The following is a 16266-nucleotide window of genomic DNA, read 5'->3' on the forward strand; positions in this document are numbered from 1 at the left end:
TCTCCTGTCGCGTCATGTGTTGCTGAGGTTGATCGCGGGGCGCCGTCGGGTCGCCACACCGCGCGCGTACGCGGCCATCGCCGTGGCCACCTGGGCCGGGTCGCGATACTCCGACCGTTGCTGCTGCTGGGGAACGGTCACGCCGCCGGGCACGAGATGCCGTTGCGGCTGCCGTTTGGGCAGGCCCGACGTCGTGGTCGTGGCGACCTCTGGGGTGGTGGCCTGGGCGGCGGTGCGCCAGGCGTCGTCAGCCGGGCTGGACCACTCCTGGCCGTCTTGGCCGTCGACGACATCGCTGTGGAACCAGTGGTTGACCTGTTCGAAGATGAGCAGCTCCTCGGTGGGCGCGTCACCGCGGTCCGGGGGTGGGGGAGCCGGTCGGAACACCGGCGCCGCCGGCAGTGTCCGTTCGGCCGGAGGGCGCCCGGCGGTGGGCTCAGGGCGCGGCTGGTACGGCGGTGGAGGGCTGGCCCTACGGGCCGCACGTCGCGACAGCCGGCCGGGTGCCAGCAGGTACTCCTCCGGTGGCAGCGACCGGATGATGGAGGCGGGCAGCGTCGCCTCGGCGAGGGTGCCGCGTCGGGGGCCGCGTCGCAGGTGGACGGTGGCCCCCAGCCGGGCCGCGAGCTGGCCCACGACGACGAGCCCCATCGCCCGTACGGCGGCAACGTCGATCGCCGGTGGGCGGGCCAGCAGCTCGTTGAGCTGCTGCATCCGCTGCGGGGACAGCCCCACGCCCTCGTCGCTGACCTGGACGATGACGCGGTCACCCAGGCTCCGGCCGCTCACCCACGTCTCGCTGCCCGGCGGCGAGTACGTCGTCGCGTTGTCCATGAGTTCGGCGAGCAGGTGCACGACCTCGTCGACGGTCTTGGCCGCCACGGCGACGTCCCCGTCGATCATGCCGAGCCGGATCCGCGCGTAGTGCTCGATCTGGGACAGCGCCGCCTGGAGCACCTGTTGCAGAGGGACGTCGTTCTGGCGTACGCGACCGACGCCGACGCCGCCGAGCACCAGCAGGCTGGCGTTGATCCGGCCCATCCGGGTCGCCAGGTTGTCCAGTGTGTAGAGCTGGTGCAGCCGGTCGGGATCGGTCTCATCCCGCTCGACCAGGTCGACCTGGGCCAGGACGGCATCGACGAGTCGCTGTTCGCGGCGGCTCAGGTGGATGAAGATGTCGGCGGTGTTGGCGCGCATGACGGCCTGCTCGGCGGCGGTCCGCACAGCGGCCTGGTGCACGGCGCTGAACGCCTGGCCCAGCTCGCCGATCTCGTCGTCACTGGACGCTTCGAGGGCGGCGGTGGAGTGCTGGCGGGCCAGCTTGTGCGGGTCGACGGCGGCGCTGCCCGGCTGTTGAAGTTGGGCCACCACGGCGGGGAGCTGTTCGAACGCCACAGCGTTGGCCGCGTCCCGCAGGCGACGCAGCCGCCGGGTGATCTGCCGGGCGACGGCCCAGGTCACCAGCGCGGTCAGCACCAGTGCCAGGAGGACGCCGACCGCCTCGGCCACGGCCCTGCGTCGCTGGTCGGCGTGCGCGCTCCGGACGTCGTCGAGGACCGCGACGTCGACCCGCCCTCGCAGCTCGGCCAGGCGGGCGGCGCGCGTCTGCGTGGTGGACACCCAGGCGGCGTTCTCCACCTGCAGTCGCGTTCCCGGCTGGGCTCGGAACACCTCGTCCTGCATCCGTTGCAGGGCGAGCGCCTCCTTGCCGGTGCCGGCCTGTTCCCACCAGATGCTCCAGTCCGCAGGGGCCAGTGCCAGGAACGACAGGCTCCCTTCGGTGTAGCTCGTCCGGGCCGCGGTGATGTCCTGCTGCATGGCGGGGGTCAGCTCGCCCGCCGCGACCGCGCGGAGCACGGCCACCTGCTGCTGACCGATCGCCTCCGCCGTCTTCGACAGCGCCGCCGAGGCCCGGATCCCGTCGGCGAGCCCAGCGTTGATCACGCCGTGCGAGACGTTCTCCCGGAAGTTGATCAGGTCGGCGATCGCGATGCGGTAGCTGAAGGTCATCGCCGACACCGAGGCGTGCGCCGCCGTGCGTACCTGGGTGCGCAGCGGGGCCAGGCCGTCCAGGGCCTCGTCGATGCGGCGCAGCAGGACGTGGTTGGCGTCGGCGTCGGAGGGCAGCAGGTCCCGTTGCCGGCGGTAGCGGGCGACCCCCTCGTCGGTGGCGGCGATCTCCGCGCCGAAGGCGTCCTGCTGCTCCGGTGCGGCATAGGTGAGCAGGTCGGCGGCGGCGATGCGTTCGCGTTGCAGCCGGTAGGCCAGGTCACCGGCCTCGGCGCCGACCTGTGCCAGGATCTGCAGGTCGCTGGCGCGGGCGGTCTGGCGTGCGCTCTCGGTCAGCGCGAGACCGGCGAAGCCGATCACGGCGACGAGCGGTGCCGCGACGATGATGCGCATCCGGCCGGCGATCTTCCAACCGCGTCGACGGGTCGGGTAGGGTCGGGCCGCGTGGGACCGGGTGCTCGACGCCAAGATTGACTCCCACGACTCGTCGATGACGGTCTATTCGCACGTTGCCGAATGCAAGTCCCATTCGGCCGGAAGCCGCGCTCGTAGACCAGACCTGGCCGTGGTACAAACTGCCCGTACCCGCATCTGTACCCAACGTCAGCAGCCGGTGACGCCGCGAAACCGAGCCGGGTTCGTGCGGTCAGCGCTGGTCGTCGAGGGGGCCAGTTGCCGGATGCCGCGTCCGGTCGTTCGGGTCGGGTTGGCCGTTGAGGACCTGGCCGATGAGCTCACGCAGCTCATCGATCGCGTCCACCACGGCGCCCGGGTCACGCGCGTCACGCCGGCCCTGCTGACGTGGCACCGGCCGATCCAGTTGGGCCGGGTCCGGGGAGCGGGGCGCGGCGGCCGTCGGCCGCCAACTGCTCGGCGGCGACCTGCGGCCACAGTGCCGCCAACCGGCCGCCGGTGCTGAGCACGTCGTCGCAGCGCACCGCGAACTCGTGGCTGCCGAACCGGCGACCCGACTCGACCGCCGCGACCGTCTCCCGGCTGAACCGCACCAGATCCGCCAGGGCTCGCTGGGTCAGGCCCCGTCGGACGCGGCAGCTGCGCAGTTCCCATCGGAACCGCTGACTGGCCACAGAGTGAGCAGAGCTCGACGGGGACGTGTGCTCCATGCGCTCACCTTCGTGGCAACGGGGAATCAGCAGCGGACATCAGATCGAGATCTGCCGATGCGCTGAACATTCATAGGGGACAATTCTTAACCCACGATGCGATGGGTGTGAAGACGTTCACGGACATGGATCGTCGGGCAAAGCGCGAAAAGTGCGTGCCGGACCCGTTGCGGGAGCCGGTTGGCCCCAGGTGGGGCCGGCAACGCCGGCCTGCCCCACACTCGGTCCGGCCGCAGGCCAGCCCCACTGGCGCTCGTTCACCATCAGGCGGCGTGCACCTCGGTGGTCGCCCCACCTCGTGCCGCCGGGACGTCGGCGGGTGCCATGATATCGATTGTCGCGAGCAGCGTGTGGTGCGCACGAAACGCGACATTGGGTTTGTATGAACGATGTTGCTCAGGCGTCAGCCGTAGGCCGGGAATGGCTGCGGCGAGCCGGGTCAGGGCGATCCCAGCCTCGAGTCGCGCCAATCCCGCCCCGATGCAGAAATGTGGACCGTGGCCGAACGAAACGTGATTCGCCCCGTCCGCCCGGTGCGGATCGAACTGATCCGGATGGGCGAAGACCGCAGGGTCGCGGTTCGCCGCTCCGATCAGCAGCAGACAGCGCGCCCCCGCGGGAATCGTGACCTCTCCCAGGGTGACCTCTCGGCTGGTCACCCGGAGCCAGCCGTCGATGGCGGGCGCGAACCGGAGCGTCTCGGCCACGAACGCGGGGACGACCCCCGGATCCGCGGCGATCGCCGACCACCGCTGCGGGCTGGACAACGCCTGGTCGAGGGCGTGGGCGAGCAGCCCGGCGGTGGTCTCGTGGCCGGCGACCAGGAGATTGAAGGCCAGGCTCGCCACCTCGGGCACCGTCAGCACCGCGTCATCGTCGTCCCGGTAGGCCAGAGCCCGGCTGATGAAGTCCTCGCCCTGATGTCCGCTGTCCACCCGCTGGCGGACAAGTTCCTCGCAGTATTGCCAGAACTCCAGCAGGCTCTGCGCCAGGCGTGCCTGCTCGGCCGGGTCCGGCTGCCCCCAGATGAGGGCGATCTGACCGTCCGCCCACCTCCGGATCCGCCCGATGTCGGCGTCGGGTACCCCGAGGATGTCCAGGACCACCAGCAGGGGTAGTTCGGTGGCGAATTCCGGGATCAGGTCGACCTGGTCGCCCTGGCGGGTGGCGAGGCGGGACACCAGCTGGTCGACCCGGCGCCGGATGATCGCGCCGTACTCGGCCTCGACCCGGTCGGGGGTGTTCGCGAAGGTCGCCCGTAGGGCCCGGCGGGTGCGCGGGTGCACCGGTGGGTCCGCGGCGGCCGTCGTGGGTGGCACGTCGATCTGCATGAACACGCTCATCGCCTCCGGAGACACCTCGTAGACCGGGGCGAGGGTGAGGGCGTTGGCGAACGTCGCGGCGTCGGCGAGGGCGCGCCGGACGTGTGCGTGCCTGCTGATCAACCACAGGCCCAGGTCCTCGGCGTAGTGCACCCCGTCGGGATCGTCGAGAATGCGCCGCCACATACTTGCCGGATCGATGAGATAGGCCCCGGCGAACGGATTCAACCGCATGGAAAGCCTCCTGATGCACGCGGCGGCGAAACAGGCAGCGCCCCCATTCAGCGGACCACGTCACTCGGACCGATAATGGCGCGCATCTGCCTCTGGCTCTTTACGGTGCGCTGACCGCCTGCGCAAGTCAAGATTCGTAGCAGTCTATTTATTGCTCGGCATTGTTGCGTGCTGCAATGGACGGTCGAATCCGGCTGGATGCAAGTTGCGACTCGGTACTTGCCGTCGGTGTCAGCGATAACACGACGATCAGGGGCGGCCGGAGCGGACAACCGACCAGGACGGACGGTGGAATCATCTCGCCGTTTCCCTCATGACCGGAGAAACGACCTCCGGGACGGAGCGTGACGACCGGCGTCCGGTCGCCTGCCCCAAACTCGCGGCGCGGGGGGCTCCGGCACAGGCCGGAACCCCCCTATGTCGTGCTGTCCTGACGACCCGGACCGGTCAGGGCGCCCACGGGGCGGCGATGTTCCAGGTGCTGTCGGCGGCCCACAACGCCGGCGTGTTGTACGCGTCGCCGCCGGCACCGTCGCTCAGCCAGACCTCCGAGTTGTAGTGCCGCAGGTATCTACCCCGGAAGTTGTACGACTCCAGCGACACTCCTGTGCCTGTCAGTCCGACGCGTGCGCACCAGGTGGCGTCGGCACGCATGAGCGCGGAGCCGTCGTCCGGCGAGTTGCGGATCCGGGAGTTCTGGTGGCGCAGGTACTGCCCGGAGAAGTTGACCGACTCGAACGAGTAGCAGCTGCTGTCGGCCAGACCGGGCCGCACCGTGTACGTGGCGTCGGCCTTGAGCAGGCTGGAACTGGCGGCGTCGACCACCGCCGTGTAGGCCAGGCTGTCCTGATGGCGCAGGTACCGGTTGGTGTAGCCGGGCGTGGTGACCTGCAACGACCGTCGGGTGTTGACCGGCAGGGCGACGGGCGCCGAGTTCCCGATGGCCTTTGAGGCGTTGATCAGTGCGGTGTTCGCGGCGCGGACCCGCGCCTGATCCATTTTGATCACTTGTCGGTCGTAGGTGAGGAAGCCGTTCAGCTCGCCCTCCAGGTCGGTGATCTCGGTGTAGACCGAGGCGCTGAGCCCCTTGCCGAGCATCAGGTTCTGGCTGCCCTGCACCAGCCCCACGTACCGGTCCGTGAGCGCGTTCGAACTGGACTGCCATTCGTAGGCGAAGAAGCTGCCGTTCGGGCTGTACTCGTGGCCCGGCGTGTGCAGGCCCAGGCCGCCGAACTCGCCGAGCACTGCGATCCGGCTGCTTGACGGTACGGGGGAACCCGGTCCGAGGTAGACGTGCCAGTCGTCGATGTCACCGTTGCCGGGGTTGCCGAGGGACTGGCAGCAGTTGTGGCCGCTGTGCGGGTTGACCAGGCGGGTCGGGTCCTGGTTCTTGATGTTCTGCGCGACCCTGCGGGTGTCGGCCAGGGCCCGCTCACCCCAACCCTCGTTGTAGGGCGTGTACGCGATCACGGCAGGCGAGCTGCGGTGCTCGTCGACGATCTCGCGTGCCTCGGTCTCGAACTGCGCCTGCTGGGCGTCGGTGGGGTTGATGTCCTGCGCGGTCATCGACGGGATGTCCTGCCAGACCAGGAGGCCGAGGCGGTCCGCGTGGTAGAACCAGCGCTGCGGTTCGACCTTGATGTGCTTGCGCACCATGTTGAAGCCGAGATCCTTGTGCTTCTGCAGGTCGAAGGCGAGGGCGGTGTCGGTCGGCGCGGTGTACAGCCCGTCCGGCCAGTAGCCCTGGTCGAGGGTGCCGACCTGGAACACGAACTGCCCGTTGAGCTTGGGGCGCAGCACCCCGTTCACCAGGCCGGTAGTGATCTCACGCATCCCGAAGTAGTGCGTGGTCCGGTCCACGGTGGCAGCTCCGGCGTTGCGGAGGGTTACCCGGAGGTTGTAGAGGAACGGGTCGTCGGGTGACCAGCGGCGAGCGTTGGGCACCGGCACGCTGAACTCGGTGAAACCGCCGGTGGCCGAGCCGACCACGGTGCTTCCGTTCAGCGCCTCGGCGAGCACGCTGTGGCCGCTCACGTCGCCCCGGGTGAAGACCCGGACCCGCAGGGTGTTGTTGCTCAGGTTCGGATAGACGTCCACGCTGCTGATGGAGGCCGTGGGCACCGGCTCCATCCACACCGTCTGCCAGATGCCCGAGCTGGGGGTGTAGAAAATCCCGCTGGGTGTCTTGGTCTGCTTGCCGATGGGGGGCAGGCTGCCGTTCTGCCCAGTGTCGGTGGGGTCCCAGACCTTCACGACGATCTCGTTGGCTCCGGCGGTGAGCTGGGGGGTCACGTCGAAGGTGAAGGCGTCGTAGCCGCCGGTGTGCGCACCGACCCGGACGCCGTTGACCCAGACGGTGCTCTGCCAGTCGACGGCGCCGAAGTGCAGCAGGGTCCGCCGACCCGACCAGTTCGCCGGGATGGTGACGGTGCGCCGGTAGAACAGGTAGTTGCGGTTGTCGTTGGCGGCCCGTTGGATGCCGGACAGTGCGCTCTCCACCGGGAAGGGCACGTTGACCCGCTCGGGCAGGTTGATGCCGAACTGCGGGGCGTCGTCGGTGCCGGACTGGCGGAGCTGCCACTCGCCGTTGAGATTGAGCCAGTCGGGCCGCGTCATCTGCGGTCGCGGGTACTCCGGCAGTGGTGTGCCGACCAACGCCTGACTGGTCCAGGGGGTGGTCAGTGGCGGCGTCTTGGGAGGGGCGGCCTGTGCCGGCCGGGTGGGCGCGGCGAACAGGCCGGCGACCAGGGTGAGGATCAGCAGCAGAGGCAGGGCGGGGCGGATGCGGACCTGTCGTGTCATGCCGTCTCCGGGGGGCGAGTCGCCGCGGGCGGTGCAGCCGGGCCCGAAGCGCGTTGGCGGTGGGCATCGGGTGGCCACGTGACGAGGGACGGGCATCACGGATGGATGTCGGTGGGATTCCCGTGGTCAAACAATGGCGGTTTGATTGACATCCATCACCACCTCTATAACGTTATAGAGGCCTGCCGGGCATCTCGTCAATCCTTGCCTGTCAATGTCGTGCAGATCGCCAGCCGGATTCGCGAAAGGTCGGTGGATGGGTGTCAGCCTGAAGGACATAGCCGAGCGCGCCGGCGTCTCGCTGGCCACGGTCTCGAACGTGGTCAACGGGTACCGGCCGGTGGGGGAGCGGACCCGGCAGCGCGTGCAGCAGGCGGTCGACGAACTCGGGTACACCCCCAACCTCAGCGCCCGGCACCTCCGTCGGGGGCGTACCGGCCTGATCGCCCTGGCCATCCCGGAACTGAACAACCCCTACTTCGCCGAGCTGGCCGAGATCGCCATCTCCGAGGCCGCCGGGCTCGGCTACACGCTCGTGATGGAGAACACCGCCGCAGACCGAGGGGAGGAGCTGGCCCTCCTCGACGGCTCCCGGCGGCACACCATCGACGGCCTGATCCTCAGTCCGGTGCGGATCGGCCGGAAGGAAGTGCTGGCCCGGGCCGCCGACAGTCCACTCGTGCTGATCGGCGAGGGCGTCTACGACGTGCCGCACGATCACATCGCCATCGACAACGTGGCCGCCAGCCACGCGGCGATCCAGCATCTCGTGGCGATCGGTCGCCGCCGGATAGCGTTCATCGGCGCCACTCCGGGCGGTGACCGGCAGTCGGCGCACCTGCGTGTACGCGGCTACCGGGAGGCCCTGGCCGCCGCCGGCCTGCCGTACCGCCCGCGGTTGGTCGCCCGCACCGACGCCTTCGGCCGACTGGACGGCAAGCGGGCCATGCGTGACCTGCTCGCCCTCGGTGACCCACCGGACGCGGTGTTCGGCTACAACGACCTGGTCGCCCTCGGCGCGCTGCGGGCGTTGACCGAGGCCGGTCGCCGGGTGCCCGACGACGTCGCGGTGGTCGGAATCGACGACATCGAGGAGGGGCGGTTCAGTACCCCGACCCTCACCACGATCGCACCGGACAAGAGGGAGATCGGCCGACTCGCGGTGCGCCGCCTCATCGCCCGTATCGAGGGCGCGGAGGTAACGGCGCCGCTGACCGTGCAGACGCCGTTCCGGCTCATCCGACGGGAGAGCACCGGCACGCCGGGCGGCTGACGACCGGTCGCCCGAGATCCATAGCGTCGGTGGTACGACCCAGAGAGGATGACCCGCAACATCCACGAATCTCAATATGATGACCGCTATCTCGAATGAGGTGCGCTCACGAGGCGTGCCATCCTGATGCGGAGGAATGCATGGTTCGCTGGCGTACCCTCACCGGCCTGTTGGCCACCGCCCTGACCGCGGTGACCGCGGCCAGCCTGACTCTCGCCGCGCCGGCCGCTGCGGCCGACAACCCCATGACGCCGAACGTCGTCGGCGGCACCCGAGCCGCCCAGGGCGAGTTCCCGTTCATGGTGCGGCTCTCGATGGGATGCGGCGGGGCGCTGTACAGCTCCCGGCTGGTGCTCACCGCGGCACACTGCGTGGGCGCGACCGGCACCAACACCAGCATCACCGCGACGCTCGGGACGGTCGACCTCCAGTCGTCAAGCCGGATCACCGTCCGGTCCAACTACGTCTACCGGGCTCCCGGCTACAACGGCTCCGGCCGGGACTGGGCGCTGATCCGGTTGGCCACCCCCGTCACCGGGCTGAGCACGCTGCCGATCGCCAACACGACCGCCTACGACAGCGGCACCTTCACCGTCTCCGGTTGGGGTGCCGCGCGCGAGGGTGGCGCACAGCAGCGGTACCTGCTCAAGGCCACCGTCCCGTTCGTGAGCGACTCCACCTGCAACTCCAACTACGGGGGCGACCTCATCCCCGCCCAGGAGATCTGCGCCGGATACGCCAGCGGCGGTACGGACACCTGTCAGGGTGACTCGGGCGGCCCGATGTTCCGCCGCGGCGCCAGCAACGCCTGGATCCAGGTCGGCATCGTCAGCTGGGGCAACGGCTGCGCCCGGCCCAACTACCCGGGTGTCTACACCCAGGTGAGCTACTTCGCCTCGTCGATCGCCTCCGCTGCGGCGAGCCTCGGCGGCTGACCGTACGACCGCTCGGACGGCCCGGACGCGATGTCCGGGCCGTCCGTTCGTGCCGTCACCGACGGGTGAGCGCCACGTGGGCCACCCGACAGAAACGGCGGGCCGCGCGTGCGACGCCTGCCGGTACGGCCATGATGGGCCGGTGAAGATCCTGTCCATTCAGTCGTCGGTCGCCTACGGTCACGTCGGCAACTCGGCGGCAGTCTTCCCCCTGCAGCGGCTCGGGCACGAGGTCTGGCCGGTCCTGACGGTGCACTTCTCCAACCACACCGGATACGGCGCGTGGCGTGGTCCGATGTTGGCGGCGGCCGACGTGGCCGAGGTGATCGCGGGCATCGCGGACCGAGGTGTCCTCGGCGGCGCCGACGCGGTGCTGTCCGGCTACCAGGGCGACCCGGCCATGGGCGCGGTGATCCTGGACGCGGTGGAGACGGTCAAGGCGACCAACCCGGCCGCGGTGTACTGCTGCGACCCGGTGATGGGCGACGCCGGTCGCGGGATGTTCGTCCGGCCCGGCATTCCGGAGTATCTGCGGGACACCGTCGTGCCGCGCGCGGACATCATCACGCCGAACCACTTCGAGCTCGACTTCCTCGCCGGCCGTACGACGAACTCGCTGGGCGAGGTGCTCGACGCGGTCGACGTGGTGCGCGCGACCGGGCCGCGCAACGTCCTGGTGACCAGCGTGCTCCACGGCGACCTGCCGCCGGACTCGCTGGAGGTGGTGGCCGTCTCGGACGAGGGCGCCTGGGCGGTGACCACACCACTGCTGCCGATCAACCCGAACGGCGGGGGTGACGTCACCGCGGCGTTGTACCTCGCGCATCTGTGGACGACCGGCTCACCCGCGACGGCGCTGGAACGCACCATCGCCTCCGTCTTCGCCGTCCTCGAGGCGACCCTCGCGGCGGGCACCCGGGAGATCCAGCTGATCGCGGCACAGGACGTGATCGCCGACCCGCCGGCCCGGTTCACCGCCCGCCGGCTCCGCTGACGGCGGGTCGACACCGACGCGCCGGCGGGTCGAGGACCACGCGCCAGCGGCGGTCAGCGGCCCTCGGGGACGGCCATCTCGCCGAGCAGCGACCAGTCCTCCTGCGGCACGGTGGCGTTCACGATGCGCGGCGTCGCGGCCAGGTGCGGCGGCAGGGTCTCCTGTGCCGTGCGGAAGTGGGCGGACTGCACGTGGGCCGCACCGGCCTGGTCGTCGCGGAACGCCTCGACCAGCACGTACTCGGTCGGGTCGTCCAGGCTGCGGGACCAGTCGAACCACAGGCAGCCGGGCTCGGCCCGGGTCGCCTCGGTGAAGTCGGCGGCGATCTGCGGCCACCGGTCGGCGTGCTCGGGCAGGACCCGGAACTTGGCGGTAATGAAGATCATGGCCTCAGGCTACCCAGCACGCCCGAGGTGCGGGTGGGTCAGTGGCCGACGCCGGTCGGTCGGGCGCGGGCGACGACCTCCTCGGGGCTCAACGGCGCCTTCGGATGGTGCGTGAGGCACAGCGGCGTACGGACCTTGACGAACGAGAACCCCTCCCCGGCGGCGTAGAACTCACCGCTGTTGAGCAGGCCGATGTCCGGAAGTCGCCCACCCTTGGCCTCGGCGAGCTGACGGGCCGCGTCGATCTGCGCGGGTGCGTTGAGCAGCCCGAAGAACTGTGTCGTCGCGTTGCCGGAGATCTGGTTGTGCAGACCCTTCGGCGCCTGGGTGGCGAAGACCAGTCCGAGCCCGTACTTGCGAGCCTGCGAGGCGAGCGCGATCGTGCTGGCCGTGCAGGCCGTGGTGCCGGTCGACGGGGCGAGTGTCTGCGCCTCGTCCATCACGAACAGCCCACCCAGCGGCCGGTCGCCGGCGGGGTGCCGCTTGATCCAGGCGAAGAGCGCCATCTGCAACTGGTTGACGAAGCTCTGCCGCTCCTGGTCGGATGTGAGACCGACGAAGCTGATCACCGACACCCGAGCTCGTCGTCCCGGCGACGGCGTCAGCAGCAGCCCCGGGTCGGCCGGTGCGCCGACCCCGCCGAAGAGCGGGTCGGTGACCATCGCCGCCTTGAGCGCCTCGGCCAACTCCTCGGCGAGCTTGCCGGCGCGGGCCAGCCGACTGACCCCCTCGGGCAGGTCGGTGAGGAACTCGGTGAAGCCGGGCAGGCCCACCATCCCGCTCCGCGCGTACGCCTGGAGGGCCTCGGTGAGGACGGCCTTGCCCTGCTGGGCGAGCCTGCTCGACCGGTCGACACCGGCCCGTGGCGCGAGCGCCTCCACGGCGGAGCGGACCGCCTGGTCGAACTCGTCGGGCCAGTCCCGCAGCGAGGTGAAGTCGGGCAGCGGCTGGAAGCTCAGCGGCCGACCGGCGCTGACCCGGGGTGTCCACACCACCACCTCGGTATGGGCGAGGTAGTCGCTGGCCCGTTCGGCGTCGCCGGGACCCCAGCCGCTCGGCGGCTCGGGCCACGCGTCACCGAGCCGGGCGAGGTCGTTGTTGGGGTCGAGCACGATCGCGGAGACACCCTCCCGGGCGCACTCCTCGACAAGCCGGCGGATGAGCACCGTCTTGCCCGAGCCGGACCCGGCGAACACGACGGCGTGTCGACGCAGCGACTCCAGGGCCACCGTGAACGGGTGCCCACCGTTGGCGGTCTGCCCCAGCCCGATGGCCCGACCTCCGGCGTCGACCGCCTCAGCGGTCACGGGCACGGCGGCCGAACCGGTCGACGGTCCACCAGTCACGTCGGCGATCGGCGCGGCCGTCGCGTCGGGACCGGCACCGCCCGGCACCGGGCTGGCGCCTTCGGGCCCTGCGCCGGGCCCTGCGCCGGGCCTGGCGCCTTCGGGCCCTGCGCCGGGGCCGGCGCCTTTGGGCCCTGCGGGCGGGGTGCCCTCGCGTGACCCGTCGGACCCGGGCAGGACTGCCCGGAACAGCTCGGTGCCGCTGGCCGGACGACGGGCCACCAGCCACTCCTGCAACGCCGTGGACGGCTCGGCCGCCATCACCCGCAGCGCCGCGAAGACCCGTAGGTCCGCCGCTGTCACCCCGCAGCGGAGGCCGCCGGCCGCGTCGAAGCCGGTCAACACCTCGGTCGTACGCTTCCCGGTCGGCCACGGACCGTTGCGCAGCAGGATCAGCCGCCGTTGCGGCAGGTCCCGGTCCAGTCCGGCCATCGTGCACGCGGCCTTGACCCGGGCGGTGACGGCGATGGCGTTGGGGTGCGCGATGGCCCGGAAGCACCAGTGCGCCTCGTTCTCGGTGGCCTCGTCGAGCACCTCGATCAGCCGTCCGTGCAGCGCGGGTTTGCGTCCGGGCGGCGGGTCGTACTTGTAGGTGGCGCCGGTCGGCGCCTGCTCGGCGATCCAGGCGGCCAGGCCGGCGGCGAGCAGCGGCGGAATGTGCTCGTCCTCGCCCGCCGGCGCGACGGCGGCCGACACGTCCGCGGCTGCCACCAGCTCGGCGAACCGTGCGTCCAGTTCGCGCAGGCGGCGCTCGTCCGTTGTCGGGTCGCCAGGCGTGCCGCGGACGGTTGCCGTCGTCGGCGTCGAGTCGGCGCCGTCGATGAGCCGGTCCAGCTCGACCACCTCGTCGCGGTCGCGGCACCAGGCGACATGGCGGTCCACCCGGCGCAGCAGGGCGCGGGGCGTCAGGGTGGGTGCGTCGGCGAAGGCGGCACGGGCGATCGGCCAGGTGGGGTGAGGTGGCACGAAGTGCGGACCCGCGAACGCGGCGGAGAGTCGCTTCGCCACGATCGCCTGGCCGATCTCCGGGGTGGGGATCCGGTCGGGCAGGGTCGCCTCACGGAACCGGTCGCCGACCGGGGTGGGCACGGTGCGTGTCATCAGCACCCAGGTGTCCGGCAGACACGAGACGACGACCAGCGTGCGGCGGGTGACGTCGCGGAGCTTGAGCAGGCCGTCGGCGATCGGGCCGAGCACCTTGGCCTGGCCGTCCTCCAGCCCGTTGTGGTGGTTCAGCAGTGACGTGCTGGTCTGGGCGAAGAGCGTGTCGAGCTGGTCCACGGCGATGACCGTGGGATCCAGTGTCAGGGCCATCAGCCGGGAGATGTCCTGCACGATCTGCTGCGGGGTCCGGATCGTGGCGCTCATGCCCCACGCGGTCCGCGCGGCCGGGTCGCCGGGCTCGGAGATCAGGTGGGCGTAACCCACGTCCTGCGCCTCGAAGTCGATGGCACCGTGCAGGACGAGCGCCCGAGCGGTGTCCTGGGCGTCCCGCCCGACCTCCCGATCGCGGGCACGCAGCGCCCGGATGAACGCGTCGAGCTGCTCACGGGTCACCGGTCGGGCGCCGGCGACCGCGTCGCGGACGTCCACCGGCAGGCCGAGCTGGGTGGTGAGTCGACGCAGGAAGGTCTTCAGCTGGGTGCCCCAGCCGACGTGGTGGCGGCCCATGCCCTCGACCAGGGCCAGGGCGACGCTCTCCCAGAACGTCTTGCCGCTGACCATGTCGACCAGGAAGAAGTAGCCGCCGTCGCGCTGGATCCGTTCACGGACCGCCCCGAGCAGGTGCGTCTTACCGGCGCCCGCGCGGCCCTGCATGGCCACGCCGAGCGGCACGGTCGTGTCGTCGGTGCGGGCCCGCGCCACCCCGCGCAGGATCTCCGCGACCACCTTCTCGTGCAGCTCCGGCACGTTGTGTGGGCTGGGTCGCCAGACGTCGTCGGGAGTGACCGCCGGGTTGAGACTCACCGCTTCCAGAGCGGCCCTCTGGTCCTCGGAGATCACGCCGGGCCGATCGCCAGGGCGTGGTTGTCCTCGTTCCCGATGCGGACGGCCGCGGCGCGGTCCCGTGGGGTCAGCGACTTGGTGTTCGCCACCGGAATGATGCGAACGTCCTCCCGGCCGAGCATCGCCCGCAACGCCCCGTCCAGGGCGGTCCGATCGGTGTCGGCGAGTCGGTCCCGGACGTCGGCGAGGCCGACCCAGGCACCCGGCGCCGTGGCCAGTTCCCGGTACGCCGCGCGAACCAGCGCCTCCACGTCCGCCGTCGGTGCGGGTGCTTCCTGTCGAGGCTCGCTGGCCGGCGGTGCCGTTGCGTCGGTCTGCTTGAAGAACTCGCCGTGGCTGACCCGGAGCCGGTCCAGCGAACGATGCAGATTGGACAGGACGACGAACAGCGACCGGGTCGTCGAGCCGCCCTGCTTCGGCGGCGCTGAGGTGTGCAGCTGACGGACCACCCGCCAGCCCTCCTCGGTCAGCTCATGGGCGAACGGCCGGTGCGTCCGATCGGTGTCGACAAGACCCAGTTTGACGAGCTTCTCGTTGTCCTTGCCGGTCAGCGTGAAACCGGCCAGCTCGCGCAACTCGACGTTGGTGAGTCGGCGCGCCTCGACCATCAGCACCACGAGGGCGTTGATCTGGTTCGGCGTCAGGTGCGGGACGTCCGCCGGGCTCGTCATGGTGTCTCATCTCCGTGGGGGTGCGTGCCATCCGTGCGTCGTCGCGCCAGCAGCCGACGGATCCCGTCGACCGCCGCCGAGGCGTCGGAAAGCACCTGCTCATTGGTGAAGCGGAGCACGTCCAACCCGAGTAGTTGCAGTTGCACGTCCCTCCGCCGATCGTTGGCGAAAGCGATTCGCCCACGATGCTCCGGGCCGTCCACCTCGACCGCAAGACCCTCTGCGGGCCAAAAAAGATCCAGACGGTACGTCGCACCCAGCACGTGCCACTCGTACGTCTGGTTCCACCGCCGGCCCCGCGCCCAATCGTGTGGTGCGAGCGCGCGTTCCAACGCCTGCTCCGCAGCGCTGTCGCCACGTGGCACACCTGTGATCGGCGGCCAGGCCAGCACCGTCGACTCCCGCTCGGCGGCCGGGTCGGTGATCCGATCGGTGGCGTCGGCGAGCGCGGCGAATCGGGCCGGCACCACCAGCGGCACCGGTCTGACCCGGTCGGCGTGGCGCAGAGGTCCGCCGGCCAACCACACCGTGAAGCCGCCGTGCCGCACCAGCCACTCGGCCGCCGCCACGAGCGTCCGTTCGGCGTCGGGGCCCAGGTCGGGCAGAGCGACGAGGAGTACGCAGTCCTCCCGGTCGTACGACGCGGCGATCACCCGGGCGAGCCCGGCGGCGCGTACCTCCGCAGCGAAGCGGAAGCGGGACCGGCTGGCGGGTCGGCGGGGACCGCGCAGCCCACGCTCGGCGAGGTCCCCGAGAAACGGGCCGAAGTGCCGGGAGCGGGCGGCGGTGCGGGCCGCGAGGGCGCGCACCGCCGCGACACCGAGCGTGCCGTCGTTCTCGAAGCGGTCGGCTCCCGCCAGCCAGCGCGGGAACATCGCCAGCGCTGCGGTGTCCAACTGGTCGAGGAGCGCGTCCACGAGGTCGCCGAGCGCACCCACGACCGTGGGCCGGTAGTGCAGGACCGCTGGCGCCGCCGGCGGCAACGGGTCCAGTGCCACCCGCAGCAGCTCCGGGTCGGCGTCCGGCAGGTGACTGACCCGCCGCGTCGGCGGGGCGGCCCACCACGCATCGTCGGCCTCGCCGTCGGCCCGGACGGGATGCGCCATGTCGGCACCCTACGACACGGGCGTGCCCCACCGGCGGCCCGGCAAAGGCCGTCCGG

Annotated in this window: 12 protein-coding genes; 3 read left to right on the top strand and 9 right to left on the bottom strand. The window is 70.9% G+C overall.

Features of this window, described 5'->3' with window-relative positions; all coding sequences use genetic code 11:
* Positions 1-12: 12 nt before the first annotated feature.
* The 5 genes from PCA76_RS13935 to PCA76_RS13955 all read right to left on the bottom strand — a co-directional run bounded on the left by PCA76_RS13935 (position 13) and on the right by PCA76_RS13955 (position 7492).
* The gene (locus PCA76_RS13935) at positions 13-2478 is read right to left on the bottom strand and encodes a sensor histidine kinase (protein ID WP_272618280.1); all 2466 of its coding nucleotides are present in this window, start codon (positions 2476-2478) and stop codon (positions 13-15) included.
* Positions 2479-2656: 178 nt separating this feature from the next.
* Positions 2657-2818 (bottom strand): hypothetical protein, encoded by a 162-nt coding sequence (locus PCA76_RS13940; RefSeq protein ID WP_272618282.1) that lies wholly within the window; start codon positions 2816-2818, stop codon positions 2657-2659.
* A complete protein-coding gene (locus PCA76_RS13945; protein ID WP_272618307.1) occupies positions 2793-3134 on the bottom strand; it encodes a helix-turn-helix transcriptional regulator in 342 nt (113 codons plus the stop codon). The genes PCA76_RS13940 and PCA76_RS13945 overlap by 26 nt, the downstream gene beginning before the upstream one ends.
* Positions 3135-3397: 263 nt before the next feature.
* Complete coding sequence (locus tag PCA76_RS13950; protein ID WP_272618309.1) at positions 3398-4690, bottom strand: cytochrome P450; 1293 nt, start codon at positions 4688-4690, stop codon at positions 3398-3400.
* A gap of 447 nt (positions 4691-5137) precedes the next feature.
* Positions 5138-7492, bottom strand: a complete 2355-nt coding sequence (locus PCA76_RS13955; RefSeq protein ID WP_272618311.1) for an AbfB domain-containing protein — start codon at positions 7490-7492, stop codon at positions 5138-5140.
* A 256-nt stretch (positions 7493-7748) separates the two neighbouring features.
* Between PCA76_RS13955 and PCA76_RS13960 the strand changes: the two genes are divergently transcribed.
* The 3 genes from PCA76_RS13960 to pdxY all read left to right on the top strand — a co-directional run bounded on the left by PCA76_RS13960 (position 7749) and on the right by pdxY (position 10694).
* Positions 7749-8765, top strand: coding sequence for a LacI family DNA-binding transcriptional regulator (locus tag PCA76_RS13960; protein WP_272618313.1), 1017 nt, complete (start codon positions 7749-7751; stop codon positions 8763-8765).
* A 140-nt stretch (positions 8766-8905) separates the two neighbouring features.
* Positions 8906-9700, top strand: coding sequence for a S1 family peptidase (locus PCA76_RS13965; RefSeq protein WP_272618315.1), 795 nt, complete (start codon positions 8906-8908; stop codon positions 9698-9700).
* 142 nt (positions 9701-9842) lie between these two features.
* On the top strand, positions 9843-10694 hold the full coding sequence (pdxY, locus tag PCA76_RS13970) for a pyridoxal kinase PdxY (RefSeq protein WP_272618317.1): 852 nt from the start codon (positions 9843-9845) through the stop codon (positions 10692-10694).
* 53 nt (positions 10695-10747) lie between these two features.
* On the opposite strand, the gene PCA76_RS13975 is transcribed toward pdxY, so the two are convergent.
* From PCA76_RS13975 to PCA76_RS13990, 4 genes are read right to left on the bottom strand one after another with little or no spacing between them, the layout of a single operon-like run.
* Positions 10748-11080 (bottom strand): putative quinol monooxygenase, encoded by a 333-nt coding sequence (locus tag PCA76_RS13975; RefSeq protein ID WP_272618319.1) that lies wholly within the window; start codon positions 11078-11080, stop codon positions 10748-10750.
* Between the two features lie 38 nt (positions 11081-11118).
* On the bottom strand, positions 11119-14430 hold the full coding sequence (locus PCA76_RS13980) for an ATP-binding protein (RefSeq protein ID WP_272618320.1): 3312 nt from the start codon (positions 14428-14430) through the stop codon (positions 11119-11121).
* Entirely contained in the window at positions 14427-15104 is a 678-nt protein-coding gene (locus PCA76_RS13985) for a hypothetical protein (RefSeq protein WP_272618322.1), read from the bottom strand. The genes PCA76_RS13980 and PCA76_RS13985 overlap by 4 nt, the downstream gene beginning before the upstream one ends.
* Positions 15101-16210 (bottom strand): endonuclease domain-containing protein, encoded by a 1110-nt coding sequence (locus tag PCA76_RS13990; protein ID WP_272618324.1) that lies wholly within the window; start codon positions 16208-16210, stop codon positions 15101-15103. Before PCA76_RS13990 ends, PCA76_RS13985 begins: the two co-directional genes overlap by 4 nt.
* Between the last annotated feature and the right edge of the window lie 56 nt (positions 16211-16266).

Origin of the sequence: Micromonospora sp. LH3U1, from assembly GCF_028475105.1 — a bacterium.
GTDB lineage: Bacteria > Actinomycetota > Actinomycetes > Mycobacteriales > Micromonosporaceae > Micromonospora.